27 protein-coding genes, 1 tRNA gene and 2 pseudogenes are annotated in these 26,364 nt (G+C 61.3%); 22 read left to right on the forward strand and 8 right to left on the reverse strand.

All coding sequences use genetic code 11. From position 1 onward, the window contains the following. The first annotated feature begins 80 nt into the window (after positions 1-80). Complete coding sequence (locus LXM55_RS16160) at positions 81-560, forward strand: GNAT family N-acetyltransferase (RefSeq protein WP_185699527.1); 480 nt, start codon at positions 81-83, stop codon at positions 558-560. Between the two features lie 98 nt (positions 561-658). Here LXM55_RS16160 and LXM55_RS16165 read toward each other — a convergent pair whose 3' ends face one another. Then, a complete protein-coding gene (locus LXM55_RS16165; RefSeq protein ID WP_233321298.1) occupies positions 659-1,711 on the reverse strand; it encodes an NAD(P)-dependent alcohol dehydrogenase in 1,053 nt (350 codons plus the stop codon). A 180-nt stretch (positions 1,712-1,891) separates the two neighbouring features. On the opposite strand from LXM55_RS16165, the gene LXM55_RS16170 reads away from it, so the two are divergent. Further along, on the forward strand, positions 1,892-2,782 hold the full coding sequence (locus LXM55_RS16170) for an AraC family transcriptional regulator (protein WP_233321299.1): 891 nt from the start codon (positions 1,892-1,894) through the stop codon (positions 2,780-2,782). 95 nt (positions 2,783-2,877) lie between these two features. On the opposite strand, the gene LXM55_RS16175 is transcribed toward LXM55_RS16170, so the two are convergent. Next, entirely contained in the window at positions 2,878-4,542 is a 1,665-nt protein-coding gene (locus LXM55_RS16175; protein ID WP_233321300.1) for an electron transfer flavoprotein-ubiquinone oxidoreductase, read from the reverse strand. A 550-nt stretch (positions 4,543-5,092) separates the two neighbouring features. Here LXM55_RS16175 and LXM55_RS16180 point away from each other — a divergent pair. The 12 genes and pseudogenes from LXM55_RS16180 to LXM55_RS32445 all read left to right on the forward strand — a co-directional run. Continuing rightward, positions 5,093-5,842, forward strand: a complete 750-nt coding sequence (locus tag LXM55_RS16180; protein ID WP_015634720.1) for an electron transfer flavoprotein subunit beta/FixA family protein — start codon at positions 5,093-5,095, stop codon at positions 5,840-5,842. Positions 5,843-5,844: 2 nt separating this feature from the next. Continuing rightward, on the forward strand, positions 5,845-6,774 hold the full coding sequence (locus LXM55_RS16185) for an electron transfer flavoprotein subunit alpha/FixB family protein (RefSeq protein ID WP_025128724.1): 930 nt from the start codon (positions 5,845-5,847) through the stop codon (positions 6,772-6,774). An 82-nt stretch (positions 6,775-6,856) separates the two neighbouring features. After that, on the forward strand, positions 6,857-7,681 hold the full coding sequence (locus tag LXM55_RS16190) for a substrate-binding periplasmic protein (RefSeq protein WP_233321301.1): 825 nt from the start codon (positions 6,857-6,859) through the stop codon (positions 7,679-7,681). Between the two features lie 9 nt (positions 7,682-7,690). Beyond that, the gene (locus LXM55_RS16195) at positions 7,691-8,047 is read left to right on the forward strand and encodes a DUF4398 domain-containing protein (RefSeq protein ID WP_233321302.1); all 357 of its coding nucleotides are present in this window, start codon (positions 7,691-7,693) and stop codon (positions 8,045-8,047) included. Next, positions 8,044-8,856, forward strand: a complete 813-nt coding sequence (locus tag LXM55_RS16200) for an OmpA family protein (RefSeq protein WP_233321303.1) — start codon at positions 8,044-8,046, stop codon at positions 8,854-8,856. The genes LXM55_RS16195 and LXM55_RS16200 overlap by 4 nt, the downstream gene beginning before the upstream one ends. A gap of 208 nt (positions 8,857-9,064) precedes the next feature. Then, entirely contained in the window at positions 9,065-10,504 is a 1,440-nt protein-coding gene (locus LXM55_RS16205; protein WP_011060145.1) for an aminotransferase-like domain-containing protein, read from the forward strand. A 76-nt stretch (positions 10,505-10,580) separates the two neighbouring features. Next, positions 10,581-11,075 carry a translation initiation factor 2 gene (locus tag LXM55_RS16210; protein ID WP_233321304.1) on the forward strand — a complete coding sequence of 165 codons (495 nt, stop codon included), beginning with the start codon at positions 10,581-10,583 and terminating at the stop codon, positions 11,073-11,075. 169 nt (positions 11,076-11,244) lie between these two features. Further along, positions 11,245-11,499: a YkgJ family cysteine cluster protein gene (locus LXM55_RS16215; RefSeq protein ID WP_233321305.1), complete on the forward strand. Its 255-nt coding sequence runs from the start codon at positions 11,245-11,247 to the stop codon at positions 11,497-11,499. Positions 11,500-11,542: 43 nt separating this feature from the next. Continuing rightward, entirely contained in the window at positions 11,543-12,151 is a 609-nt protein-coding gene (locus tag LXM55_RS16220) for an START domain-containing protein (RefSeq protein WP_233321306.1), read from the forward strand. 143 nt (positions 12,152-12,294) lie between these two features. After that, a complete protein-coding gene (locus LXM55_RS16225; protein WP_233321307.1) occupies positions 12,295-12,528 on the forward strand; it encodes a hypothetical protein in 234 nt (77 codons plus the stop codon). A 212-nt stretch (positions 12,529-12,740) separates the two neighbouring features. Further along, positions 12,741-13,082: a ribonuclease E inhibitor RraB gene (locus LXM55_RS16230; protein ID WP_011060150.1), complete on the forward strand. Its 342-nt coding sequence runs from the start codon at positions 12,741-12,743 to the stop codon at positions 13,080-13,082. A gap of 341 nt (positions 13,083-13,423) precedes the next feature. Continuing rightward, a pseudogene (locus LXM55_RS32445) lies at positions 13,424-14,062 on the forward strand (circularly permuted type 2 ATP-grasp protein); the annotation flags it as partial. Between the two features lie 50 nt (positions 14,063-14,112). Here the strand turns inward: LXM55_RS32445 and LXM55_RS16245 are convergent. Then, entirely contained in the window at positions 14,113-14,919 is an 807-nt protein-coding gene (locus tag LXM55_RS16245) for a c-type cytochrome (RefSeq protein WP_233321308.1), read from the reverse strand. Next, positions 14,916-15,254 carry a rhodanese-like domain-containing protein gene (locus LXM55_RS16250; RefSeq protein WP_233321309.1) on the reverse strand — a complete coding sequence of 113 codons (339 nt, stop codon included), beginning with the start codon at positions 15,252-15,254 and terminating at the stop codon, positions 14,916-14,918. The genes LXM55_RS16245 and LXM55_RS16250 overlap by 4 nt, the downstream gene beginning before the upstream one ends. Positions 15,255-15,863: 609 nt before the next feature. Between LXM55_RS16250 and LXM55_RS16255 the strand changes: the two genes are divergently transcribed. The 3 genes and pseudogenes from LXM55_RS16255 to LXM55_RS16265 all read left to right on the forward strand — a co-directional run bounded on the left by LXM55_RS16255 (position 15,864) and on the right by LXM55_RS16265 (position 20,066). Then, positions 15,864-17,069 carry an acetyl-CoA C-acetyltransferase gene (locus LXM55_RS16255; RefSeq protein ID WP_233321310.1) on the forward strand — a complete coding sequence of 402 codons (1,206 nt, stop codon included), beginning with the start codon at positions 15,864-15,866 and terminating at the stop codon, positions 17,067-17,069. 25 nt (positions 17,070-17,094) lie between these two features. Next, positions 17,095-19,238 (forward strand): annotated as a pseudogene (locus tag LXM55_RS16260) (3-hydroxyacyl-CoA dehydrogenase NAD-binding domain-containing protein). Positions 19,239-19,343: 105 nt separating this feature from the next. Next, positions 19,344-20,066, forward strand: coding sequence for an amidotransferase (locus LXM55_RS16265; protein WP_233321311.1), 723 nt, complete (start codon positions 19,344-19,346; stop codon positions 20,064-20,066). A 42-nt stretch (positions 20,067-20,108) separates the two neighbouring features. Here LXM55_RS16265 and LXM55_RS16270 read toward each other — a convergent pair whose 3' ends face one another. From LXM55_RS16270 to LXM55_RS16280, 3 genes are all read right to left on the reverse strand, one after another. Further along, positions 20,109-21,080, reverse strand: a complete 972-nt coding sequence (locus LXM55_RS16270) for a magnesium and cobalt transport protein CorA (RefSeq protein WP_233321312.1) — start codon at positions 21,078-21,080, stop codon at positions 20,109-20,111. A gap of 146 nt (positions 21,081-21,226) precedes the next feature. Beyond that, complete coding sequence (locus LXM55_RS16275; RefSeq protein WP_233321313.1) at positions 21,227-21,949, reverse strand: lysophospholipid acyltransferase family protein; 723 nt, start codon at positions 21,947-21,949, stop codon at positions 21,227-21,229. Positions 21,950-22,165: 216 nt separating this feature from the next. Next, the gene (locus LXM55_RS16280) at positions 22,166-22,855 is read right to left on the reverse strand and encodes a crotonase/enoyl-CoA hydratase family protein (protein WP_233321314.1); all 690 of its coding nucleotides are present in this window, start codon (positions 22,853-22,855) and stop codon (positions 22,166-22,168) included. Between the two features lie 320 nt (positions 22,856-23,175). Between LXM55_RS16280 and LXM55_RS16285 the strand changes: the two genes are divergently transcribed. After that, a tRNA-Ser gene (locus LXM55_RS16285) sits at positions 23,176-23,265 on the forward strand. Positions 23,266-23,642: 377 nt separating this feature from the next. Here LXM55_RS16285 and LXM55_RS16290 read toward each other — a convergent pair. Continuing rightward, positions 23,643-23,846 (reverse strand): hypothetical protein, encoded by a 204-nt coding sequence (locus tag LXM55_RS16290; RefSeq protein WP_233321315.1) that lies wholly within the window; start codon positions 23,844-23,846, stop codon positions 23,643-23,645. A gap of 137 nt (positions 23,847-23,983) precedes the next feature. On the opposite strand from LXM55_RS16290, the gene LXM55_RS16295 reads away from it, so the two are divergent. The 4 genes from LXM55_RS16295 (at position 23,984) to LXM55_RS16310 (ending at position 26,303) form a co-directional block, all read left to right on the forward strand. Next, positions 23,984-24,424, forward strand: coding sequence for a hypothetical protein (locus LXM55_RS16295; protein ID WP_233321316.1), 441 nt, complete (start codon positions 23,984-23,986; stop codon positions 24,422-24,424). 398 nt (positions 24,425-24,822) lie between these two features. After that, complete coding sequence (locus LXM55_RS16300; protein ID WP_233321317.1) at positions 24,823-25,188, forward strand: glycine zipper domain-containing protein; 366 nt, start codon at positions 24,823-24,825, stop codon at positions 25,186-25,188. Positions 25,189-25,296: 108 nt separating this feature from the next. Then, entirely contained in the window at positions 25,297-25,458 is a 162-nt protein-coding gene (locus LXM55_RS16305; RefSeq protein ID WP_233321318.1) for a hypothetical protein, read from the forward strand. Between the two features lie 149 nt (positions 25,459-25,607). Next, on the forward strand, positions 25,608-26,303 hold the full coding sequence (locus LXM55_RS16310; protein WP_233321319.1) for an HAD-IA family hydrolase: 696 nt from the start codon (positions 25,608-25,610) through the stop codon (positions 26,301-26,303). Positions 26,304-26,364: the final 61 nt, after the last annotated feature.

Consider the following 26,364-nt stretch of genomic DNA (forward strand, 5'->3'; position numbering starts at 1 on the left):
AGGGGCCGGCACAAATGGCCGTGCATGTATTTCTGCTGTCGTTCTAATATGGCCGCCTGATTCCGCCACGAGAGCCGCCGATGACCGTAGAAATCCGTCCTGCACTGCCCAGCGATGCCCCGCAGATTCTTGCGTTCATCACCGAGCTCGCCGATTACGAGCGGGCCCGCCATGAGGTGATCGCCAGCGTCGCCGATATCGAACGCAGCCTGTTCAGCGAGGGGGCCACGGCCCACGGCCTGATCTGCCTGCGCGATGGCGTGCCGATCGGCTTCGCGGTGTTCTTCTTCAGTTATTCGACCTGGCTGGGCAGCAACTGCCTGTACCTGGAAGACCTCTACATCACCCCGGAACAGCGGGGCGGCGGGGCGGGCAAGCAACTGCTGCGGCACTTGGCGCAGATCGCTTGTGACAATGATTGCGGGCGCTTCGAATGGAGCGTGCTGGAGTGGAACGAACCGGCGATCCAGTTCTACAAGTCTCTGGGCGCCCAGCCTCAGGAAGAGTGGGTCAAGTACCGCATGGACGGCGAAGTACTGCGCGCCTTCGCCCGCGGCTGACCACCGCTGCTGCCGGCTTGCACAGGAGCCGGCTGGCCGGCGAAGGCGCTCCATGGAGCGCCTCCCACCGCCAGGCCGGGCCTTCATGGCGTCGGCATTCAGCCCTTCAAGCTCGCCATGTCGATCACGAAGCGGTATTTCACATCGCCCTTGATCATGCGCTCGTAGGCTTCATTGATCTGGCGGATGTCGAGCATTTCGATGTCGCAGGTGATGCCGTGCTCGGCGCAGAAATCCAGCACTTCCTGGGTTTCGGCAATGCCGCCGATCAGCGAACCGGCCAGTACCCGACGGCTCATCACCAGTTTGCCGGCGTGCAGCGCCGGGTCCACCGGTTCGATCAGGCCCACCAGGATGTGCACGCCATCAAAGCGCAGGGTATCGAGGTAGGGGTTGAGGTCGTGGGGCACTGGAATGGTGTCCAGCAGGAAGTTGAAATGCCCGGCCACCGACTGCATCTGCGCCGCGTCGGTGGACACGACCACGTGATCGGCGCCCTGGCGCCGGGCTTCTTCGGCCTTGCTCGCCGAGCGGGTGAACAGGGTCACTTCGGCGCCCAGGGCCTTGGCGAACTTGATGCCCATGTGGCCCAGGCCGCCCATGCCGAGAATCCCCACCTTGTCACCGGGCTTGACCCCGTAGTGCTTGAGCGGCGAGTAGGTGGTGATGCCGGCGCAGAGAATCGGCGCGGCGCTGGCCAGGTCGAGTTTCTCCGGGATGCATACGACAAAGTGCTCGCTGACCACGATGCTGTCGGAGTAGCCGCCCATGGTGTTGCTGCCGTCGACCCGGTCCGGAGTGGCGTAGGTCATGGTCGGGCCTTGCAGGCAGTACTGTTCCAGGTCCGCAGCGCAGGCCTCGCAGTGGCGGCAGGAGTCCACCATGCAGCCGACACCCACCAGGTCGCCGACCTTGTGCTTGCTGACGTTGGCGCCGATCGCGGTGACCTTGCCGACGATTTCGTGGCCGGGCATCAGTGGGTACACGGCGATGCCCCATTCGTTGCGGGCCTGGTGGATGTCGGAGTGGCAGACGCCGCAGTAGAGGATCTCGATGGCGACGTCGTCCGGGCGCGGGCTACGGCGCTGGAAGCTCATGGGGGCGAGGGGAGTGGTGGCCGACTGGGCGGCATAACCGATGGCGGTGTACATGATGGACCTCGCGAAAACGCTGACGATTGAGGCGGGGCATTTTCTGCGTCGGGCCCGGGGGCAACCATGGTGATTCCTCGGCATGTCATGCCTATTTCTCCGGCATTGGCGGTTTTCACGCGGCATTGGCGGACAGACCTGCGATGATGTTTTCATCCCTTTTTCCGTGAAGTTTTCCCCATGCTGCTGACCCGCCATCTGGACGCCAACGCCCCCCTGGTTTCGCTGATCCAGCCCCTTGCCAGCCGTGATGGTTTCGTGGCTACCGCCTTGCCCGGGGTCCAGGTGCTGCGCGCCAGCTGCGATGTGGCGCGAGGGCCACAGATTTATGAGCCGAGCCTGATGATCATTGTCCAGGGCAGCAAGCTGGCGTATCTGGGCACGCGGACCCTGGAATATGGCGCCGGACACTACCTGATCCAGGCGCTGTCGGTGCCCTTCGAGTGTGAAACCTTCGCTTTGCCCGATGCGCCGCTGCTGGGCATTTCGATTGCCATCGACCGGGCAGTTCTCAGCGAGTTGGTGCTGGCCATGGGCATCACCGAAGGCCGTGCGGCTTCGGCGCAGACCCTGGAGTCCATGACCTCGGCGGTGCTCGACGATGCCATGCGTGGTTGCGTGGAGCGCCTGCTGCGCTGCCTGCACGATCCTCTGGAGTGCAAGATCATGGGCGCGTCTAGGGTGCGCGAGCTGCTCTTCGCTGCCTTGCGTGGGCCCCAGGCCGATGCCCTGCGGGCGCTGGTGGAGCAGCAGGGGCAGTTCGCCCGGGTCGCGGCTTCGCTCAATCATCTGCACGAGCATTACACCGAGCCGTTGAACGTCGAGACCCTGGCCCGTTGCGCCAACATGAGCACCTCGACCTTCCACGAGCATTTCAAGCGCAGCACCCTGCTTTCGCCGGTGCAATACCTCAAGCGCCTGCGCCTGCTCAAGGCCCAGCAGTTGCTGTTGGGCGAAGGGCTGGGCGTGGCCCAGGTGGCGCATCGGGTGGGTTACCAGAGCACCTCGCAATTCAGCCGCGAATACAAACGTTACTTCGAACGCAACCCTGGCGATGAGCGCGCGGCCTGAGCACCCATCCCCTTGCAGGCGCTGGCTGCTGTGTCGGTGAATGCCGGGCATGAAAAAGGCCCCCATATAGGGGGCCTCTTTTGTACCGCGGCGACTTACATGTTCGGGTAAGTCGGGCCGCCGGCGCCTTCCGGAGTGACCCAGGTGATGTTCTGGGCCGGGTCCTTGATGTCGCAGGTCTTGCAGTGTACGCAGTTCTGCGCGTTGATCTGGAAGCGCTTCTCGCCATCTTCCTGGGTGATCACCTCATACACGCCGGCCGGGCAGTAGCGCTGCGCCGGTTCGTCGTACAGCGGCAGGTTGCGGCTCAGCGGGATGCTCGGGTCGGTCAGCTTCAAGTGGCAAGGCTGTTCTTCCTCATGGTTGGTACCGGAGATGAACACCGAGCTCAGCTTGTCGAAGCTCAGTTTGCCGTCGGGTTTCGGGTAGTCGATCTTCACGCAGTCCTTGGCCATCTTCAGGCACGCGTAGTCCGGCTTGGTGTCGTGCAGGGTGAACGGCAGTTTGCCGCCGAAGATGTTCTGGTCCATCCAGTTGAAGCCGGCACCGATGATCGGGCCGAACTTGTGCATGGCCGGGCCGAAGTTGCGGCTGGCGAACAGCTCTTCATACAGCCAGCTGGACTTGAACGAGTCGACGTAGCTCTTCAGCTCGTCGGCGCCTTCGGAACCGGCGAACAGCGAGTCGGCCACGGCATCGGCGGCGAGCATGCCGGACTTCATGGCGGTGTGGCTGCCCTTGATCTTGGCGAAGTTCAGGGTGCCCAGGTCGCAGCCGATCAGCGCGCCGCCCTTGAACACCATCTTCGGCAGCGAGTTCAGGCCGCCCTTGCAGATGGCGCGGGCGCCGTAGCTGATGCGCTTGCCGCCTTCCAGGTACTGCTTGAGCACCGGGTGATGCTTGAGGCGCTGGAACTCATCGAACGGCGACAGGTAGGTGTTGGCGTAGGACAGGTCGACGATCAGGCCGACCACCACCTGGTTGTTTTCCAGGTGATAGAGGAAGGAGCCGCCGGTGTTCTCGTTGCTCATGATGTCCAGCGGCCAGCCGGCGGTGTGCACCACCAGGCCCGGTTGGTGCTTGGCCGGGTCGATTTCCCAGATTTCCTTGAGGCCGATGCCGTAGTGCTGGGCGTCGGCGTCGCTGTCCAGGTTGAATTGCTTGATCAGTTGCTTGCCGATATGGCCACGGCAGCCTTCGGCGAACAGAGTGTATTTGCCGCGCAGTTCCATGCCGGGGGTGTACATGCCGTCTTTCGGCTGGCCTTCGCGATCGACGCCCATATCGCCGGTGAGGATCCCGCGGACCACGCCATTTTCATCGATCAGGGCTTCCTGGGCGGCGAAGCCCGGGTAGATTTCCACGCCCAGGTTCTCGGCCTGCTGGGCCAGCCAGCGGCACAGGTTGCCCAGGGAAATGATGTAGTTGCCTTCGTTGTGCATGGTCTTGGGCACAAAGAAGTCTGGAACCTTGGTGGAGGTTTCGCCGCTGCGCAGGACATAGATGTCGTCGCGGGTGACCGGAGTGTTGAGCGGGGCGCCCAGTTCCTTCCAGTCCGGGAACAGTTCATTCAGGGCCCGTGGTTCGAACACGGCACCGGAAAGGATGTGAGCACCGACTTCGGAGCCTTTTTCAACCACGCAGACGCTGATTTCCTTCCCGGCTTCAGCGGCCTTCTGCTTAAGGCGGCAAGCGGCGGACAAGCCTGCGGGGCCGGCACCGACGATGACCACGTCGAATTCCATGTATTCGCGTTCCACTAGGCTATCTCCTACTCAAGGCTCAACGGTTTTTTCTAATTGGAGGTTTGGCGTTGCATCCGCGCTTTCTCCCATCGCGCATGGGGGGAGAAGGAGAGGACGGCCGACCTTTCTCTCTGGGCGGCGCATTATATCTACACCACTCTCAGCGTCCAATACAAACGTTTGTTTGAAATTGCCGCAGCCCAGATAAATCAAAGAAGCGCGGCTTATAAACGGCTATTTTGCCGTATTGACCGGAAAAGGCGTTCCGGTCAAGATACGGTCGGTTTTGCGCTCGCCGTAGGCTGACTGTTGGTTTCAAGAGCACCTCTAAAGACAGGGCAAAGGCAGTAAAGGTGACGCACCGCGCAGCTTGAAAGTGCGCAGTTTACACGCCGCGATACTGAATGACTCGTCGGTCACCACTGACGAACGGTCATCTCCCCCGTGAGCAAGGTCATCCCTTATGTATGCCGGCGTTTTTGGAGGTGCCCTTGTGCCGATGAGCATCAACCGCCAGGTTCTCGCCTAGGCGACTTTCTTTTCACCGGAGAGTAACGAGGAATCCATGAAGGTTCTTGTAGCTGTCAAACGAGTGGTCGACTATAACGTCAAGGTTCGCGTCAAAGCGGACAACTCCGGCGTCGACCTCGCCAACGTCAAGATGTCGATGAACCCTTTCTGCGAAATCGCAGTGGAAGAAGCCGTACGCCTGAAAGAGAAAGGCGTTGCGACTGAAATCGTCGTCGTCTCCATCGGTCCTGCTACTGCTCAAGAGCAACTGCGTACCGCCCTGGCACTGGGTGCCGATCGCGCGATCCTCGTCGAGTCCGCTGAAGAGTTGAACTCCCTGGCCGTGGCCAAGCTGCTCAAGGCTGTGGTCGACAAGGAACAGCCACAGCTGGTGATCCTCGGCAAACAGGCCATCGATAGCGACAACAACCAGACCGGCCAGATGCTGGCGGCCCTGAGCGGTTACGCTCAAGGCACCTTCGCCTCCAAGGTCGAAGTGTCCGGCGACAAGGTCAACGTCACCCGTGAAATCGACGGCGGCCTGCAGACCGTTGCGCTGAACCTGCCAGCCATCGTCACCACCGACCTGCGTCTGAACGAGCCGCGCTACGCGTCTCTGCCAAACATCATGAAAGCCAAGAAGAAGCCGCTTGAAACGCTGACTCCTGATGCTTTGGGCGTTTCCACCGCCTCCACCAACAAGACCCTGAAAGTCGAAGCGCCGGCTGCACGCAGCGCGGGTATCAAGGTCAAGTCGGTGGCTGAACTGGTCGAGAAACTGAAAAACGAAGCGAAGGTAATCTGATCATGACTATCTTGGTAATCGCCGAACACGATAACAAGGCGCTGGCTCCGGCCACCCTGAACACCGTTGCCGCCGCCGCCAAAATCGGTGGTGACGTGCATGTACTGGTTGCCGGCCAGGGCGTTGGCGCCGTGGCTGAAGCCGCCGCCAAAATCGCTGGCGTGGCCAAAGTGCTGGTGGCCGACAACGCCGCCTACGCTCACCAACTGCCGGAAAACGTTGCGCCGCTGGTTGCCGAACTGGGCGCTGGCTACAGCCACATCCTGGCTGCCGCGACCTCCAATGGCAAAAACATCCTGCCGCGGGTTGCTGCTCAGCTGGACGTTGACCAGATCTCCGAGATCATCTCGGTAGAAAGCGCTGATACCTTCAAGCGTCCGATCTATGCCGGTAACGCCATCGCTACCGTGCAGTCCTCGGCTGCGGTGAAAGTCATCACCGTGCGTGCCACCGGCTTCGACGCCGTTGCCGCTGAAGGTGGTTCGGCCGCGGTTGAAGCGGTTGGCGCTGCTCACGATGCGGGCAAGTCGAGCTTCGTTGGCGAAGAGCTGGCCAAGTCCGATCGTCCTGAACTGACCGCTGCCAAGATCGTCGTTTCCGGCGGCCGCGGCATGCAGAACGGCGACAACTTCAAGCACCTGTACGCCCTGGCCGACAAGCTCGGCGCTGCTGTCGGCGCTTCCCGCGCTGCGGTGGACGCAGGCTTCGTACCGAACGACATGCAGGTCGGCCAGACCGGCAAGATCGTTGCGCCACAGCTGTACATTGCCGTCGGTATTTCCGGCGCGATCCAGCACCTGGCGGGCATGAAGGACTCCAAAGTGATCGTTGCGATCAACAAGGACGAAGAAGCGCCAATCTTCCAGGTGGCTGACTACGGCCTGGTGGCGGACTTGTTCGAAGCCGTACCTGAGCTGGAGAAGCTGGTCTAATCCGGCGTCTTCACTTATAAAGAGCCCGGCCTTTTGGCCGGGTTTTTTTATGGGTGTTTTTTTGTCGGGGGAGGGTATCGCCATGGATCTGCGCCGCATGAGTGGCTGGTCTGCGCTGTTGGGCCTGGCGTTGTTGCCATCGCTGTCGATCGCCGCGGGCAAGTGCGAACGCCTGGTGGTCACCGGCAGCCCGGATGCACCGCCCTACCTGTGGCGTGATCCGCAGAACCCCAAGCACCTGATGGGCGCCAGCGCCGATCTGCTGCAGCAGGTGGCGGGTGAGCTGGGGCTCAAGATCGAGCTGCTGTATGCCGGCAAGCGTTCCGAGGCCCTGGATGAAGTGCGCGCCGGGCGCATGGACCTGCTGGCCGATGCACCACTGACCTTGAGTGAGCTGGAGTCGTTGGACTACATCCACCCGGCGCTGGTGCAGAACGACTATCTGGTCTGGACCCGCAAGGATTCCACCCTCAACTACACCCAGCCGAGCGATCTGGCAGGCCACCCCGGGGCCGTTTCGGAAAAGGCCCGGCTGACCCAACCCTTTGTCGCCCTGGCCAAGGAGCATCTGCAACTCAAGCGTCTGCCGAACCTGACCCAGGTCTTCCAGACCCTGGTGCTGGGCGAAGTGGACTATGTGCTGGCCCCGCGTTATGCCGGCATGGCCATGGCCCAGACGCTGGGCATGAGTGCGGATCTGGCGGCATTTCCCCAGCCCATCGACAAACCGGGGCTGTTCCTTGCGCTGTCCCATAACTCCGCCTGCAATGACCCATGGTTGCGCGGACAGCTGGCAAAAAAGATGACAGAATTGCCCGCGTCCGGTCTGACGGAGGCCTTGCTGCAGCGCAATCTGGAGCGCTGGAAGGCTCAGTTGCAGCAACCCGTCAGCAGCCCAAAACAGTAGGAATCTTGTGTGACTATTCGACCTCTTTTCGCCGCCATGGCTGTTCTCGCCCTGGCGGGTTGTGCAACCGATCCGGCGCCCAACGAGCAGATGCGCCTCACCGCCCGGGCGCTGGAGCAGGCCAAGGCCGTGGGCGCTTCCGCCGAGGACATGCCCGAGTTGAAACTGGCCGAAGACAAGTTCTCCCGAGCGCAGGGCAATATGCAGGATGAGTCCTACAAGAAAGCGCGGATGCGCGCCGAGCAGGCGGAGCTGGATGCGCGGTTGGCTGAGGCGAAGGTCCTGACCCAGAAGAGCAAGGAACAGGTGGACGTGCTCAATACCCGCATCACTCGTCTGCGCAAACAACTGGGGGATGCCCAATGAGCCTCCCTACCCGGATTTTCGGCAGTACCCTGCTGTTGGCCTGTGCCAGTCTCTACGGTTGCGCCGGCCAGCACAGTGAAGAGGCGCTGCAACAGGCCAGCAACGACTTCCAGAAGGTCAAGGAGGACTCCAATGTGCTGCGCATCGCGCCCAAGGACGTGATCCGTGCCGGCGAGTCCCTAGCCCGTGCCGATCGCCTGTCTACGTATTGGGGCAGTGGTGCTGATGTGGAGCACTACGCCTACCTGAGTCGGCGCTACAGCGAGATTGCCCGCGAGCACACCGAGCAGGCGTTGAACCACGAGCGTGCGGCCAAGCTGGAGCTGGAGCGCCAGCGCCTGCAGTTGGCCCTGCGCGAAGCCAAGCTGCTCAGCGTGCAGCAACAGGGCAAATGGCTGGAGGAACAGATCATCAGTCTGGCCACCACTCAGACCGATCGTGGCCTGGTGATGACCCTGGGGGACGTGCTGTTCGATACCGGTGAAGCAGAGCTGAAGAACTCGGCGAACCGCACGGTGCTCAAGGTGGTGCAGTTTCTCCAGTTGAACCCCAAGCGCGTGGTGCGTATCGAGGGTTACACCGACAACACCGGTGAGCGCCAGAACAACCTGCAATTGTCTCGCGACCGTGCCCAAGCCGTGGCCGATGTGCTGGTGGACCTGGGCATCGATGAAAAACGCATCCAGGTCGAAGGTTATGGCGATGACTACCCGGTAGAGGCCAATGCCTCCGAGCGGGGGCGGGCGCAGAACCGCCGGGTCGAGATCGTCTTCTCTGACGAGCAGGGCCAGCTCGGCGCTTCACGCTGACAGCATCCACCGATTGCCCTGGAAAAACCCGACGCCTTGCCCGCGTCGGGTTTTTTTATGCCTGCCAAGAGGTTCACAAAAACCCTACAGTTATGCTTTTCACTGCCCTGTGTCCTCGACTATTGTAGAAACTGTCCCAGTACACTTCTAAACTGTGCCGGTATTGTTTCACACAAGAATAAAACGCCGTGAAATCGAGTGCTGCGCCATGACCAATCTCTTGCTCTATCAACGTATCGCTCAGCAACTGGCTGAGGATATTCGCCGTGGTGTCTACCAGCCGGGGGAGCGCGTGCCGTCGGTGCGCAAGATGAGCTCGCAGCTCAATGTCAGCCATGCCACGGTGCTCCAGGCCTACGCCAACCTTGAAGACCAGGGGCTGATCCGCGCGCGTCCCCAGTCGGGTTACTACGTGCACCAGACGCCGGCGCTGACCGCGCCCACGCCGGATATCGCCCGCGTCGAGCGTCCGGGGCTGGTGACCCGCAGCAGTATCATCCAGCAGGTCTTGGTGGAGTCCCGTCGCGAAGGGGTTTTTCCCCTGGGGGCCGCGGTGCCCAGCGTCGACTATTTGCCGGTGCGGGCGCTGCATCAGCAGTTGGCCAAGGTCACGCGATTTCACAGCCCCCGGGCGTTCAGCTACATGTTCAGCCCGGGCTTCGAGCCCCTGCGGCGCCAGGTGGCCATTCGCATGCGCGATGCAGGGGTGGTGGTCGATCCTTCCGAAGTGGTGATTACCCACGGCTGTGTCGATGCCCTGCAGATGTCGCTGCGGGTGCTGACCCGCCCGGGGGACCTGATTGCCGCGGAGTCGCCGACCTACTACGGCCTGTTGCAACTGGCGGACCTGTTGGGGCTCAAGGTCATCGAGATACCCAGTGATCCGTCCACCGGCATGAGCCTGGAGGCCCTGCAACTGGCGGCCAATCAATGGTCGATCAAGGCTCTGGTACTGACCACGCGCTTGAGCAACCCGTTGGGCGGCACCATGCCCGAAGAGCGGCAGAAGCAGTTGCTGCGCCTGGCGTCGGACTTTGATATCCAGGTGGTCGAGGACGATATCTACGGCGAGTTGATGTTCGAGGTCGGGCGCACCAAGGCCCTCAAGGCCTATGACCGCCTGGACCGGGTGATCTACTGCTCGAGCTTTTCCAAGACCCTGTCGCCGGGCGTGCGCATTGGCTGGATGATCGCCGGCAAGTACCAGCAGGAAATCCAGCGCCTGCAGACTTTCAGTACTCATTCGGCGTGCAGCGTGACCCAGATGGGCGTTGCGGCTTACCTGGAGAACGGCGGTTATGACCGGCACTTGCGGTACATCCGCCAGGAATACCGGAAGAACCTCAGTGCCTTTCAACTGGCGGTACAGCAGTACTTCCCGGAGGGTACGCAGATTACCCGGCCCAATGGCGGCTTCATCCTCTGGGTCAGCCTGCCGGGGCGGGTCAATACCCAGGAACTGCATGTGCGCGCCTTGCAGCAGGGCATCAGCATTGCCCCGGGGCTGATCTTCAGTAACACCGAGCAGTTCAACCACTGCGTGCGCTTGAACTGCGGGACACCCTGGAATCGCGAGGCCGAGCGTGCGCTGATGACGTTGGGAATGCTGGCCAGCCAGTTGTGCCAGGAGGCGGCAGGCGGATTTTAATCAGTGTGGCCCCGTGCTTGTCATAGGGCCTGCAACAAGCGAGCATAGAGGACCTTTTGTCGATCTACCTGTCTTTATGAAAGCCTTTTTACCCGCTCTCTGGTTAAGTGCCTGCCTGTTGGGATGCGTACTTGTGGCTCCTGCGCAGGCGGCTTCCACCCAGGACAAACCGGCTGCCGGGGCTGCTCACTCCAGCAAGGCGGCCGCTGCCAAGAAGGCTCCGGCCAGCAAGGGCAAGCCCGCCGCCAGCAAGAGCAAAGCCGCAGCCCAGAAGGCGCCAGCCAAGCCCAAGTCCAAATGGGCTTATCAGGACATCAAGACGCCGTTGCCCAGCGCCAAGGTGGACTTGAGCCTGCCGCCGGAAATGGTCAAGCACCTGCAGCCGGTCGGCAGCGTACCCTTGCCCAAGCGTGAGCCGCTGCTGCCGCAGATGTTCGGCGAGAAACCCAAGGAAAGCAGCCCGTTCCAGCTCAACGGCCGCCTGCTCAGCAATGAAATGCAGTTGCAGCTGCGCAACGAGGAGCGCCGCGAGATCGAAGGCGCAGCCCTGGATTTCGAGTTCAAGCAGTAAATTTTTCGTCTTCTCCGTGACGGGTTTGCTCGACACTTTGTCGGAGACTGATCAGTCACGCAGGGTTGTGCGTTAAATCCGTTCTTTGAGTAATTTTAAACAGCTGTTTTAGCGGTTACTCTTGGCGGGTGTCATTCAACACTTTGCTTGTCGCAAGGAGCTTTTCCCCATGAACTGCCGTGAAGGTTGTGGCGCCTGCTGCATTGCCCCTTCCATCAGCACCCCGATTCCCGGAATGCCCAATGGCAAGCCGGCGGGAGAACGTTGCCTGCATCTTTCTGTCGACCACCTGTGTGGGCTGTTCGGCCTGCCGGAGCGACCGGCAGTGTGTGGGGCGTTTCAGGCAGATCCCGAGGTCTGTGGCGAAAGCCGGGAAGACGCCATCCGCTTGCTCGGATGGTGGGAACAAGTGACCGCGGCATAGAGTGTTCTCAATGAACGGAACTTCAACAATAAGGAATAAGACAATGGGTTCGCTGCAACGAATGGCTGTGCTCTGTGGTTTAACCGTGCTGTTGTCGGCAACGGCCCAGGCCGAAGACTGGCAGACCGCCAAGGATGAAGACGGCATCAAGATCTCCTTGAGCGAAGTGGCCGGCTCCAAATACAAGGCCTACCGTGGTGTGACCACCATGAAGACCTCTATCGCCAAGCTCCGTGCGCTGCAGGAAGACGTAGCGGGCGCCTGCTCCTGGATTCATGAGTGCAAGACCCAGAAGCTGCTCAAGCACGAGGGTGATCAGACCTGGACCTACACCCAGTTCAATACCCCATGGCCGGTCACGGCCCGTGACTCGGTGCTGCACATCACCACCAGCGAAGCGGCCGACGGCAGCCTGACCCGCAAGCTGGAAGGCGTGCCGACCTACATCCCCGAGGAGAAAGGCTTCGTGCGCGTGGCCCAGGTCGAGGGCTACTGGAAGTTCGTGCCCAAGGGCGCCGATCAGGTCGAAGTGACCTATCAGGTGCACACCGAGCCGGGTGGCAGCGTGCCGTCCTGGTTGGCCAACAAGTTTGTGGTGGATGCGCCATTCAACACCCTCAAGGCACTCAAGGCACGGGCTGAAAAGCCTTAACAGGCTGGGCTTCTGCAGATTGACCAAGGCCGCCTCCGGGCGGCCTTGTCGTTCCTGCGTTTCGCCCGGGCGGTGGAACGATTGCCCGTTGCCCAGGGTCGAGATGTTGTCAGCCCACCCATGGGGCTATCGAGGAGGCACTGATGCAAAAGTGGCAAATCACTTTCGTTGATGATCATGGTGTCCAGTCCGTCGAGCATTTCGATTGCGATCAGCAACCGACGATGGAGCGCGCCGCACAGTTGGTGCGGGCCAAGCTGCTGCCGGTGAGTGCCGAACTGGATCTGAATGACCTGGACGGGCGTACGGAGGCCCCCACTCTCAAGAGTCTGAAAGAGCAGAACAGTATTCAGATTCTCGGAATCGCGCCGATCTAGAGAAGGTAGAGCGCGCTGGTGCAGCAATTTCTGGCGACGTCCAGAGGTAGGCGCTAATCTGCAAACGAGATCAGCGAATTCTTCGCTAAGCTCTGATCTTGTCAGCTCCATGCTTGTTTCCTGACGGCCCGCCCGGGCCGTGATGTCGGCCCCCTTGGCCGGCGAGTCGGGAAGCACGGAAAGTCTATCCATCGGTTTTAGGAGGACGTTTCATGAGCACAGCCGTTCAAGAAGACATCAGCAGCAGTGTGCTGCGCCGCATGAAAGAAGGCGGTTTTGACTTTTCACGATTCCACCCCATCGAGTTCTACGCCATTTTCCCGGACGAGGAGCGGGCGCGCAGGGCGGCAGGACATTTTCGCGGTGAATCCTTGAATGCCCAGGTCAGCGTGCGTGACGACGGCGCCTGGTATCTGGAGTTGAGCAAGGTGATGTACGCCACCTATGGCGGCATCGGGGATTTTGAACAGGACTTCGAGGCGGTGGTCGAGCCCCTGGGCGGCATCATTGAGGGCTGGGGAGTGAAACAGGAGATTCGTGGACGGCTGGTATAGCCCGCAGCACGTAGATCGAGACAGGCAATTGGCTGGCCCCCGGGTCGGCCAATTGTGTTTCTGAGCCTGCAAAAGGTAAAAAAAGCCACCCGAGAGGGTGGCTAAAAGGGAAGACCGGTCAGGAGAGGGAACCGGTCGAGAGAGCCCGGACCCGGTTGTCATCGGCGTCATCAAGGTTGCAGCAGCGACTTCATCAGGCTGGCGAAGTGTTTGCTCGATGGACGCGATTATCCGCAGCTGGCAGCGAGCAGTGAAATCAACTCTGACTATGCTGGTGATAGCCAAAACCCGCACCCGCCAGGGGCCGGGGCGGGCGCGATCCTTCTGGTGCTGCTGACTGATTCACCCTGTACGGCGACGAGCAGGGCACTGAGCGCTTGATTCCCTTTGACACCATTCCTCGCATCATCCCGGCCCGGGAATGGCGAATCATCGAGCAAGGGTGCATTCAGCGGGTGCGGGCGTTGAACCTGTTTCTCGCCGATCTCTACCACCAGCAACGGATCATTCGCGCAGGCGTGATTCCTGCCGAGCAGGTTCTGGCCAACCAGCAATACCAGCTGGCCATGCAAGGGCTGGATCTGCATGGCGATGTCTACGCCCATGTCTGCGGGATTGACCTGGTACGTGATGGCGATGGCCATTACTGCGTGCTCGAAGACAACCTGCGCACCCCCAGCGGCGTCTGCCAGGACCATACCCATGCCTTTCTCGCCTGTGCCCGCAGCCTGGGGATTCCGGCGCGCTTCGTTTCCGGCTACCTGTATCGCGACAACCGTGAGCAACTGGTTGCCCACGCCTGGGCTGAAGCCTGGCTGGGGGGCGCCTGGTACAGCTTCGATGTGACCCATCGACTGGCACGGCCCGAGCGCCACCTCAAGCTGGCCGTCGGCCTGGATTACCTGGATGCCTGCCCGGTGCGGGGCATGCGCCGGGGCGCCGCGGGAGAGCAAATGCACGCCAGGATGCTCCAGCAATAACCCGTGCCCCTGTAGGAACCGGCTTGCCGGCGCAGGCAATGCAGCACGGCTCAGGGAACCTGCTTGCGCCCCGCCATGTGCTTGAGATACCCCAGCAACAACTCCAGCTCTTCGTCCGGCAGAACACTGTTGTTGAACCCGGGCATCTTCGCCTGGGGCCAGCGCCTCATGCTCTGCGGGTCGCGGATATAGCGCTTGAGGAAGTCGCCACTGAAATACTCGGTCGGGCTGTAGGGAATATTCAGGTCCGGACCAAACTGTGAGTCGCCGGCGCCATTGAGTCGATGGCAGGCCAGGCAGTTTTTCTGAAACAGGGCAAAGCCCTGGTTGATCGGGTCATTGGCCGCCAGCCGGGCATCCGGGGTCAGCGCCGGAAAGCGTTCCGCCACTGGCGCCAAGCGCTGGATGCGTGCCACTTGAAACGGCCATTGCTCGGGGCTGATATGCCCGGCGGCGGGGTGGGTCCACACCAGGTAGAAGGGCCCGGCACTGGGTTTGTCGGTGGCCAGTGCAGGCCAGGGCTGGCTCGGGTCTTCCACGGCCAGCCAGGCCTGGGCCCCCTGGCGATTGAGCAGCGGCGCGGCGTTCAGCTCCGCAGCAAAACCGTCCAGGGCCACCGCTTGCAGGTGATCTTCGGCCTTCAGGCCATTGAGCAGGGCGGCCATGGGCACGGCCCGGTACTGCATGTCGCGGTTGTAGGAAACATCGTCCTTGACGGTGATGTCCCGGGCCTGTGGATGCTTGAGCAGGTCCTCGGTCTGCCAGGTGTGGCTGGCGGAGCCCAGGTCGATCAGTAATTGCGCAGCATGCAGCGGGCTGCTCAACAGCAGGGCAGCGCCAAGGAGGAAAATTTTCAATTGATGGCCGTCGGATCGTCGGTGAGGTCGTTGCCGGGAAGCATGCCGTCCGGTCGTGACACAGGGTCGAACGGGGCGTCCCGGAGTTCTTCGTAGTTGCCGCCGTTCACGATACCGAAATAGCCGTGTTTGACCAGGGTGTCTTCGGCTTTCAAGGCGTGCTGTTCAGTGTCGCTGTCGATTGCCACGGTGGCCTTGGAGGCTCGCACCACCTTGCGCAGGCCGAGGATCAGTGCGCCGTCGTTGATTTCGTCCACCACGCGGGTGATGTCGACGATTCCAGCCTGAGCGGTAGAGGCACCGAGCAAGGGCGCAAGGGCATTCCAATGGCGCATCAGTCTTGTCCGTGGCGAGCCTCGGAAAGACGGGTGCACAGGATCGTGCCCCGGTACGAGCCGGGGACAATTTTCCGTCTGGTGGATCGAGCAGCCACAGATCAGCCGATCACCTTGGTGAGATTCGGCAAGATCAACAGCAGTGTGGTTGCGAAGAGGATGAGCCCCGCTTGACGTACTTTCGAATGTTTGAACATGGCTGAATGCCTTTTGTTGTTATTCCTGAGCATCAATGCATGCCGGTTGGTGTACTCCACTCTGAGTCACTATGAACCGGCTATGTGTCCTTTTTCTGACCTGCTCCAGTGCAGAATCCGTCTGGAGCTTCCTACAGTCTCTACCTTAGGGGCCTTGAATCCTCTGGCTTAGATCCAATTCATATGAAGTTATCGGTGGAGTTTATTAAAGCGCTATATATCTGCCTGGTCGTCCCTTGGTCGCCCTCTGGCTAGACAGCTTGCGACCCTTCATCGGCAGAGCCCTTAGCTGGCTACCGTTCGTCTGAGCGTCGACGTCAAGGCGGCTGAGCGCATCGGTCATTGAATCCCGGGCTGCCGGGCCTAAGGTGGGGGCTCGACATTTCCCCCTGCACAGCGGTTCGAGGACGTCATGACCCAAGCTTTGATATTCGATGCGTTACGCACGCCCCGCGGCAAAGGCAAGGCCGATGGCGCCTTGCACAGCGTGAAACCGGTGAATCTCACCGCGGGCCTGCTGCGGGCTCTGCAGCAGCGCTGCGAGCTGGACACCAGCCAGGTGGACGACGTCGTCCTGGGTTGCGTGACCCCGATCGGCGATCAGGGCGCCGACATCGCCAAGACAGCGGTCCAGGCTGCGGACTGGGACGTGAGCGTGGCCGGGGTGCAGATCAATCGCTTCTGCGCTTCCGGGCTGGAGGCGGTCAACCTCGGGGCGATGAAGGTGCGTTCCGGGTTCGAGGAGCTGGTGGTGGTCGGCGGCGTCGAGTCCATGTCGCGGGTGCCCATGGGCAGCGACGGCGGTGCCTGGGTGCTGGACCCGGAAACCAACCTGCACAGCCATTTCACCCCCCAGGGGATTGGCGCCGACCTGATCGCGACCCTGGAGGGTTTCTCTCGGGAGGACGTCGACCACTTCGCCTTGCAATCCCAGCAAAAGGCCGCCCAGGCTCGGGCCAGTGGCGCCTTCGCCAAGTCGCTGGTGCCGGTGCAGGACCAGAACGGCATCGTGCTGCTGGACCATGACGAGTTCATTCGCGCCGATTCGACCCTGGAGGGGCTGGGCAAGCTCAAGCCAAGCTTCGAGATGATGGGACAGATGGGCTTCGACGCCACCGCGTTGCGGGTCTACAGCCACGTGGAGCGCATTCACCATGTGCACACCCCGGGCAACAGTTCCGGGATTGTCGACGGCGCGGCGCTGATGCTCATCGGCTCCGAGGCCAAGGGCCGTGAACTGGGGCTCACGCCACGGGCGCGGATCGTCGCCACGGCGGTCACCAGCACCGACCCGACCATCATGCTCACCGGCCCGGCACCGGCCACCCGCAAGGCCCTGGCCAAGGCCGGGTTGCGGGTCGAGGACATCGACCTGTTCGAGGTCAACGAAGCCTTTGCCTCGGTGGTGCTCAAATTCATCAAGGACATGGCAATCGACCCGGCCAAGGTCAACGTCAACGGTGGCTCCATCGCCATGGGCCACCCTCTGGGCGCCACCGGCTGCGCGATCCTCGGCACCTTGCTCGATGAACTGGAAACCCGGCGCCAGCGCTATGGCCTGGCGACCCTGTGCGTCGGCGGCGGCATGGGTATCGCCACCATCATCGAACGCCTCTGAGCCCCGACTTCAAGGAATTCCTTTCATGAGCGATGCCATCCGTTACGAAAAAGGCCAGGACCAGATCGTTGTTCTGACCATTGATATGCCGGGCCAGAGCGCCAACACCATGAACGCGGTGTACCGCGACGCCATGGCTGCTGCCGTGGCGCGGCTGCAGGCCGAGCAGGAGTCGATTGCCGGGGTGATCATCACCTCGGCGAAAAAGACCTTCTTTGCCGGCGGCGACCTCAATGAGCTGATCACGGTCGGCAAGCCCGAGGCCAAGGCGTTCTACGACAGGGTGCTGACCCTCAAGGGCCAGCTGCGCGCGCTGGAGACCCTGGGCAAGCCGGTGGTTGCGGCGATCAATGGTGCGGCCCTGGGCGGTGGCTGGGAAATCTGCCTGGCCTGCCATCACCGCGTTGCCCTGGACGATAAGGCGGTGCAGATCGGCCTGCCGGAAGTCACCCTGGGCCTGTTGCCCGGTGGCGGCGGGGTGGTGCGCATGGTGCGCATGCTGGGCCTGGAAAAAGCCCTGCCGTATCTGCTGGAAGGCAAGAAAGTGCGCCCGCAGCAAGCGTTGCAGGCCGGCCTGATCGATGCCCTGGCGACGGACCGCGACGACCTGCTGGCCAAGGCTCGGGCCTGGATCCTCGCCAACCCGACCGCCCAGCAGCCCTGGGATGTGCGCGGTTATCAGATTCCCGGCGGCACGCCATCGAACCCGAAGGTTGCGCAGATGCTGGCCATCGCCCCGTCGATTCTGCGGACCAAGACCCAGGGCTGCTTCCCCGCGCCGGAGAAGATTCTCTGCGCCGCCGTCGAAGGCGCCCAGGTGGATTTCGACACCGCGCACTTGATCGAGACCCGCTATTTCACCGAGCTGACCACCGGCCAGGTGGCGAAGAACATGATCGGCACCTTCTGGTTCCAGCTCAACGAGATCAATGCCGGTGGCTCGCGGCCCCAGGGCGTGCCGCCGCAAACCACGAAAAAGCTCGGGGTGCTTGGCGCCGGCATGATGGGCGCGGGCATTGCCTACGTCAGCGCGGTGGCGGGTATCGAGGTGGTACTCAAGGACATCAGCCTGGAGGCGGCAGAGAAGGGCAAGGCCCACTCGGCGGCGCTGCTGGAGAAAAAGGTGGCTCGCGGGCAACTGAGCCGCGAGCAGCGTGACGCGACCCTGGCGCGGATTCGCACCACCGCCGCAGCGCCGACCTGGCCGGTTGCGACCTGATCATCGAGGCGGTGTTCGAGGATCGCGAGCTCAAGGCCAAGGTGTCCAGGGCCGCGCAGCAAGTGGTCGGCAGCGAAGCGGTGATCGCTTCCAACACTTCGACCTTGCCCATCACCGGGCTGGCCACGGCGGTGCCGAATCCGGACAAGTTCATCGGCCTGCATTTTTTCAGCCCGGTGGAAAAGATGCCCCTGGTGGAAATTATCAAGGGCGCGCAGACCAGCGATGAAACCCTGGCCCGTGGGTTCGACTTCGTGCTGCAGATCAACAAGACCCCAATCGTGGTCAACGACAGCCGCGGCTTCTTCACCTCGCGGGTGTTCGGCACCTTCACCAACGAAGGGATCGCCATGCTCGGCGAAGGCATCGCGGCGCCCATGATCGAGACCGAGGCCCGCAAGGCCGGGATGCCGGTGGGGCCGCTGGCGATTTCCGACGAAGTCTCGTTGAGCCTGATGAGCCATATTCGCCGACAGACCGCCAAGGACCTGCAGGCTGAGGGCAAGCCGCCCATCGAGCATCCAGCGTTTGCCGTGATCGACCTGCTGCTCAACGAGTACCAACGTCCGGGCAAGGCCGCCGGTGGCGGTTTCTACGATTACCCGGCCAATGGCCAGAAGCATCTGTGGCCGCAGTTGCGCACGCGTTTCTACCGGGCTGACGGGCAGATTTCGCCCCAGGATGTGCGCGACCGCCTGCTGTTCGTCCAGGCCATCGAGACCGTGCGCTGTGTGGAGGAGGGGGTGTTGCAGTCCACCGCGGACGCCAACATCGGCTCGATCTTCGGCATCGGTTTCGCCGCCTGGAGCGGTGGCGCCCTGCAGTTCATCAACCAGTACGGGGTACAGGATTTCGTCGCCCGTGCGCAGTACCTCGCGGAGCAGTACGGCGAGCGTTTCAGGCCGCCGACCCTGCTGCTGGAAAAGGCCCGCCAGGGTCAGTTGTTCTGACACCTGCGGGCGCTAAATGAGCCGTTCCGGGGCTTGCCTTGTCGTGGTCTTTCAAGGCAGGCTCTGGGCTGTTCATTATTGCCATCGCCTTGTCAGGAATTTTTTATGTCGCTACGCATCTGCATTCTTGAAACCGATATCCTGCGTCCCGAACTGGTCGATCAATATCAGGGTTACGGGCAGATGTTCCAGCGCCTGTTCTCCCAGCAGCCCATCGCTGCTCAGTTCAGCGTCTACAACGTGGTCCAGGGTGATTACCCCAGTGATGAGTTGGAGTTCGACGCTTATCTGGTGACCGGCAGCAAGGCCGACTCCTTTGGCACCGACCCGTGGATCCAGACCCTCAAGACCTACCTGCTGGGCCGCTATGAGCGTGGCGACAAATTGCTGGGCATCTGCTTCGGTCACCAGCTGCTGGCATTGCTGTTGGGAGGCAAGAGCGAGCGGGCGAGCCAGGGCTGGGGTGTCGGTACCCACAACTACAAACTGGCGGCCAAGGCACCGTGGATGAGCCCGGTGGTGGAGGAGCTGACGTTGCTGATCAGCCATCAGGATCAGGTCACCGCCTTGCCGGAAAACGCCACGGTGATCGCTTCCAGCGATTTCTGTCCGTTCGCGGCCTACCACATCAACGATCAGGTGCTGTGCTTCCAGGGCCACCCCGAGTTCATCCACGACTATTCCCGGGCCCTGCTGGACCTGCGCCAGGAGTTTCTCGGCGAGCAGATCTACCAGAAGGGCGTGGCCAGCCTCGAGCATGAACACCACGGCGCTACCGTGGCGGAGTGGATGATGCGTTTCGTTGCCCACAAGCCCGAGGCCGCCTGAGCCAGGTCATGGCCCTGCCGCACTGTGCAGGGCCGTTGGTTCTCAGAGCCAGCCGGAACGCTTGAAGCTGGCCCAGAGGCCGACACAGCCCACAGTGATGAAACCCAGGACGCCAAAGTAGCCGTAGTGCCAGCTCAGCTCCGGCATGTTCTGGAAGTTCATCCCGTAGATCCCCGCTACCGCTGTCGGAAACGCCAGGATCGCTGCCCAGGCGGCGAACTTGCGTTGCACGATGCTTTGCCGTGAAGCCTCCAGCAGTACACCGATCTCGATGGTCTGGCTGGCGATATCGCGCAGGGTCGAAAGGTCTTCCATCTGCCGGGTGACGTGGATCTGCACATCCCGGAAGTACGGCCGCATGTTCTTGTCGATGAAGGGAAAGCTGAGTTTCTGCAGCTCTTCGCTGATCTCCACCATGGGCGCCACGTGGCGCCGCAGGCGCAGCACATCGCGGCGCAGGCCGTGCAGGTGCTGGATGTCCCGCTCGTTGAGGGAGTCACAGAGCACATTGCGCTCCAGCTCGTCGATTTCCGCGTGGATGGCTTCGCTGACCGGCTGGTAGTTCTCGGTAACGAAATCCAGCAGTGCATAGAGCACGAAGTCTTCGCCGTGCTCCAGCAGCAGCGGGCGCGCCTCGCAGCGCTGGCGAACGTAGCCGTAGGAGGCGGAGTGGCCGTTGCGCGCGGTAATGATGTAGCCGTTGCCGGCGAAGATATGGGTTTCGATGAACTCCAGCTTGCCCTGCGTGCGCACCGGCGAATAAGTGACGATGAACAGCGCATCGCCGAAGGTCTCCAGCTTCGGTCGGCTGTGCTTTTCCAGGGCATCCTCGATGGCCAGTTCGTGCAGCTTGAACTGGCGCTGCAGGTTGGCCAGCTCGTGGGCGTTGGGTTCTTCCAGGCCGATCCAGACAAAGTGGCCGGGTTTGGCGGCCCAGGCAGCGCCTTCGTCGAGGCTGATATCCGTGACTTTCTTTCCGCCGCTGTAGACGGCGGCAGCAACAACTCTACCCATGGTTCTGATTCACTTCTTCTTATCAATGGGGCGGTGACAGATCTGGTGCAGCTTAGCCTGCAATGCTCCATCAGAGTCACTGGCCGCGCGCGAGTTCGCCGACAAATAAAAGCCCGCGCAAGGCGGGCTTTCGGTGTTGCTCAGCTTCAGGCGGCTTGCAGTTGCCGATCCATGCTGGCAATGCATTCGCGCATCTGCTCGCGGCATTGGGCGATCAGCAGCGGCATGTCGTCCAGGGTCAGCCCGGCGGTGGGAATGGCCGGCAGCGAACGGATCAGGACCTTGCCGGCATTCCAGCGGTTCAGGCGCATGTGCTTTATGTAGCTGCTGACGCACACCGGGACAATCGGCACACCGGCGGCGATGGCCATCTGGAAGGCGCCTTTCTTGAAGGGCAGCAGCTCTTCGCCGAGGTTGCGGGTGCCTTCCGGGAAGACCCAGATCGAGGTGTCCTTGTGTTGCAGCGTATGGGTGGTGGTGAGCATCGAACGCCGCGCCTTGTGCGGGTTGCCGCGGTCAATCAGGACGTTGCCCGCCAGCCAGAACAGTTGGCCGAACAGCGGAACCCATTTCAGGCTCTTCTTGCCGATGCACACGGTGCGCCGGGGCACCACGTTGCCGAACACGAACAGGTCGTAGTTGGACTGGTGGTTGGCGATGATCACGCAGCTTTGGGGCTTGTCCATCAGCGGGCCGACCTCGGCCTTGACCCGCAGGCGCAGGATGCACATCGCCGGCCAGGCGTAGAGGCGGGCGCATAGGCGGCTGTTGTCCGGGTTGAATGGGCGGCACAGGCCGAGCAGCAGGCCCAAGCTGCCCGCCAGGACAAAGTGCAAGCCCATCAACGACATACGAAACAGATACAGCATCTAAACGGCCCACCGGGGACAAAAGGTGGCGCAGTGTACGGATGTGCACTGTTTTCGGCAATTGCCGTTCTCAGCCCGGAGATGGGCGATGTTTAAGTGCATGTTTCCGGCGATGCCTGGCAATGCTGGTCTAGAGCGCTTGCCAACGGTAGCCGAGGCCGGCAGTAAAACGCCCGGCGCGTGGGCCGGGCTTGTTCAAGCGGACACCGGGGACGTTCAGCCCAGGTGTTCCTGGTCCAGGATGATCGCGTTGTCCAGAGCGTCCAGCAGCGCCTTGCGCACCTTCAGCTTGGTGTTCTTGTGGGCCAGCATGTTGATCTTCTTCAGCTGGCGTGCGGCAGCCAGGGCGGCGCCTTGCAGTTCATCGGGGGTTACCACCTTGTCGAGGAAGCCGGCATCCACGGCGCTCTCGGGGGTGAACATCTCACCGTTGATGACCGAACGATGGAAAGCCGAACGACGCAGGCGGTCGCGGGCCAGTTCGATTCCGGCGTGGTGCATGGTCATGCCGATCTGCACTTCATTGAGGCCGATGCTGAAAGGGCCTTCGACGCCTATCCGGTAGTCCGCCGACAGCAGCAGGAACGCGCCCTTGGCCACTGCGTGCCCCGGGCACGCGACGATGACCGGGTAAGGGTGAGCGAGCAGGCGGCGCGCCAAGGTCGAGCCCTGGGTGACCAGGGCTACGGCTTCCTTGGGGCCGGCGGTCATGACCTTGAGGTCGTAGCCACCGGAAAGAATCCCGGGCTGGCCGGTGATGATCACCACCGCACGGTCGGCGGTGGCCTGATCCAGCGCCGCATTAAAGGCCGCAATCACGTCCGGGGAGATGGCATTGACCTTGCCATTGCTCAAGGTCAGGGTCGCGATACCGTCTTCGAGATGGTAGGAAATCAACTCACTCATGACGCAATTCCTTGTATTAGAAGTGCAGCAGAAGTTACCCACCACGAAAGCTGCGGTAAAGCGCCATGACTGACTGATGAGTCAGGCCCTGCACCGGCGATCGCCCTGCATGCCCCTGCGGATAACGCATGCTTTCTTCTATATAGCTACGGGCGAGGCTTGAGAATGGCTGGTTTGCCTTGCGATGAACCGGCCTGGCATTCCCCTTGGCCAGGGATCTTCCTTAAGCGCATGAAAATTCTGAAAAAAAAGTTTGCCATCTGAAAAGCTATCGACTACATTAGCGCGCCTCGACAGACTGAATCGGTTTGAAGAGATACGGTGAAGTGTCCGAGTGGCTTAAGGAGCACGCCTGGAAAGTGTGTATACAGGAAACTGTATCGAGAGTTCGAATCTCTCCTTCACCGCCACATTCGATGTACAGAAAACCCCTGGTTTCCTAGAGAAGCCAGGGTTTTTTTGCATTCAGGACGCATCTCGCCAAGGCTCGCCATTTCTCCTGGCCGCTTGCGACCTTGGCTGCAAAATTGCTTTGGATCAAGCCGCGCACCCAGTGTGCCGCCACTCGTCGGCGTTTTCCTCTCTTGAACAGCGGGTCGGCAAATGACTGTCTAGTCTCAAATGCCGTGACGGACGGTACTTTCCAGGCAATCAGGAGCTTGCCGGTGCTGTTCCGATGTTGGAGGGAGCTGGGTATGAGGAGTCTTGCTTATATTGAAGACAACGGGGATGAGTTCCCAATCAACAACTTGGTGCGTTGCGGTCAGGCCGCATTTGAAGTGGACGTTCAATCCACTGGCGTTGTTGTCAGCAAGAGAAAGACTGCGACGGTGCCGGTAGCCAGTAATACGATGTTTTTCCCCAAGGCGCTGCCGAAGAGGAAGTAATCCCGAGTACTGACAGGCCCCGCTTCATGCGGGGCTTTTTCTTGCCTGGAGGAGGAGGGCTGGAGCAGCTGCATCAAAACGTTCTTGGTTTTCTTGATAATCATTAAGAATGATTTCTATGCTTTTAGGAATTTTCTTATCTCAATTCGTTATAAGTAACGATATGTTCCTTATCCCGATTCAAGCGGGGCTGCGCATCCAGCGATGATGCCTTTATATGAAACGTGATAAGGAAATAAACGTGAAAGCCATTTTCAAACTCCTCGCACTCTCTGCTCTCGTTGCCGCAGCCACTGGCTGCACCAGCTACAACATCAGCCAGCCCTCCGCGCCGATCGACAGCCAGGTCAAGACTGATCTGAAGGCCGACGTGGCCGTGGGTGAAGCAATTTCGGGTCAGTCGTCGGTCAACATCCTGTTTGGTTTCCTGAAGTTTGGTGGCGATAGCCAGTTTGCCGACGGCGTAGCTTACGGTGGCGACGGCGGTGGTGCGCTGGGTGGCCTGGGCTTCGACCCGGTCAGCGCGGTCAAATCCGCTGCGGCTTTCAAGGCCGTCAAATCCTCGGGCGCCGACCTGATCGTTGCTCCGCGTTATGAAGTGAACGAAGAAAACTACTTCGTCTTCAAGAAAGTCTCCGTCACCGTCAAGGGCAATAAAGGCAGCATTCGTAGCATTCGTTGAACATCGCTGCGATCGAGCGACTTAGGTGGATACCGAAGCGATGCCGGCGCAGCGTCCCAATGAGCTGCCAGTCATCGATACGTTCTGAACATTTTCAGTAAGGTGAGCTGAAGATGCCTTGGAATGGGTGAAGCCCGGGGCCCGTTGATGTTGCTCCCATTGACGGACTCTTTTCACATAATCTTCACATCTGCCTGGGTAGGCTCAAAACATCCGTTAAAAAGCAGCATCCCTAGCCCGTCCCCCAGCGGGCTTTTTTTTGCTCGGTGATAAAACTCTTTTAAAATCAGCTGTCCAAGCCACCGGAGAGCAACCGGGTGCTGCCGCGACAGCTCGTATCGGGCGGCGTGGTGCTGGGCTTTTTTGTCAGATCGACAGTCTTTTTCGAGGTTCAAGTCATGCGTTTAACTCTACCTGCCCTGGTTGTGGGACTTCTGCTGGCTCAAGGCGCAATGGCCGGTGATGGGACTGCCGCTATCGGTGGCGGGCTCGGCGGTGCGTTGGGCAATGTGGTCGGGCAGAAGCTCGGCGGCAGCACCGGCGCGGCGATTGGTGCCGGGGTTGCCGGGGCGGCCGGTAGCGCGGCTGGCGCGCGCAAGGGTAGCCGCACCAAGGCGGCAATCGGCGGTGGTCTGGGCTCGGCCGGTGGTTCGCTGATCGGCAATCGTCTGGGTGGCAGCACCGGTTCTACCGTTGGCGCAGGTATTGGTGGCGCGGCCGGCGGAGCCCTGGGCAGCAGCATGGGTCACAAGAAGCGTCATTGATCTGGCCTGATGTCAGGAAAACCCGGCCATGCGCCGGGTTTTTCATGTGGGGTGCTCCAAGCTTCGCCATACTCAAGGCACTCAGTCCCGAGTTTCTAGGAGACCGTCATGCCTCGTGAGACGCCAGGCCAGGCTCAGCCTGTGGCGGAGGAACCGGACGTCATCAACGACCCCGGGAATGAAGATCCCGGCTCCTTGCTGGACGATGCGCTAGTGCCCCTGCAAGAGGCCCCGGAAGACGCCGAAGCCCCGCGCAAGCCTGCTGAATGAAGCCTCTGCACGCTCCTCCAGCCCCCTTGGTTGCTCCCGACCCAGGGCCGCCGCTATGCTGCTGAATCCTTTAACTGATGAACTGCCAAAAAAACGGGCCGTACCTGAGCCGCTCCCTGGAATGTACTTTTGCTAACGGATCAGATGCGATGAATGCACAGTTGAATGATATGGGGCCGATCAAGGCGGTCATTTTCGACATGGACGGCTTGCTCCTGGACACCGAGGGCATCTACACCGAGATCACCCAGTTGATCGCCGAGCGTTATGGCCGCACCTACGATTGGACCATCAAGCAGAACATCATCGGTCGAGGCGCCGGCGACCTCGCGCGCTATGTGGTCCAGGCCCTGGACCTGCCGATCACCGCCGAGGAGTTTTTGGTCATGCGCGAGCCGCTGATGCGCGAGCGTTTTCCGCGTGCCGAGGCCATGCCCGGTGCCCAGCAACTGGTGCGGCACTTGAAGGCGCACAGGATCCCCATCGCGGTCGGTGCCAGTTCGTCGCAGATGTCGTTCGGCGAGAAAACCACCCGCCATGGCGACTGGTTCGCGCTGTTCGACACCATCGTCACCGCCGATGACCCGGAAGTGACGGCGGCCAAGCCGGCGCCGGACATCTTCCTCACCGCGGCCCGCCGCCTGGGCGTGGCACCGCAAGAGTGCCTGGTATTCGAGGATTCGCCGTTTGGCGTGACCGCTGCCAGGGCTGCTGGCATGAGCGTGATTGCGGTTCCTGATCCGGCCATGGCCGATAGCAAGTTTGCCCACGCCCACGGGATCATCCGTTCGCTCAAGGGCTTTCAGCCGGCCGCCTGCGGTTTGCCACATCTGCACTGGTCCTGATGCTGAGCTACAGCAAAGCGCTGTTGGGAAGACAATGACAGACGGGTCGCCAGTCACCGGC

The organism is Pseudomonas sp. Au-Pse12 (assembly GCF_021341665.1).
In the GTDB taxonomy this organism is placed as follows: Bacteria; Pseudomonadota; Gammaproteobacteria; order Pseudomonadales; family Pseudomonadaceae; genus Aquipseudomonas.